A 468-nucleotide genomic window follows, 5' to 3' on the forward strand; every position below is an offset into this window, starting at 1 on the left:
GCCCGAGGATGCCGTCCCGCAGGCCCTTGATCGTCAGGTAGGCGCCGGCATCGCCGCCGGGGTCGGCCGGAACGCCGTAGCCCGCGGCTGACGGTCCCGGCTGGAACAGGAACCGGTAGCCGAGGAACAGGCAGAACAGGTTGAGCACGACAGCCAGGGTGTACGCGGTGACGGTCACGTCTCTCCTCGATTTCTAGCATCGCTAGGGACAAGAGCGAAGCTAGCAGAGCGTCGACAGGAACGCTAGCGGTGCTAGGGTTTCGGTCATGACGATCCAGACGCGCCGGGAGCGCGAACGAGCGGAACGCGAGCGGCTGATCGTGACGGCCGCACGGGAACTGGCGGAGGCGGAGGGCTGGGACGCGGTGACGACGCGCCGGCTCGCCGACGAGATCGAGTACAGCCAGCCGGTCCTCTACAGCCACTTCAAGGGCAAGGGCGCGATCATGGCGGCGGTGGCTGTGCAGG

At 67.7% G+C, this 468-nt stretch carries 2 protein-coding genes; one reads left to right on the forward strand and one right to left on the reverse strand.

The genetic code is table 11. From position 1 onward, the window contains the following. A partial coding sequence (locus CCL05_RS47350) for a DUF4267 domain-containing protein (protein WP_425275997.1) occupies positions 1-178 on the reverse strand: 178 nt, incomplete at its 3' end. Positions 179-266: 88 nt separating this feature from the next. On the opposite strand from CCL05_RS47350, the gene CCL05_RS43055 reads away from it, so the two are divergent. Next, the coding region (locus tag CCL05_RS43055) for a helix-turn-helix domain-containing protein (RefSeq protein WP_143590066.1) at positions 267-468 on the forward strand (202 nt) is incomplete at its 3' end.

This window comes from Streptomyces africanus (genome assembly GCF_002150735.1).
GTDB lineage: Bacteria > Actinomycetota > Actinomycetes > Streptomycetales > Streptomycetaceae > Streptomyces > Streptomyces africanus.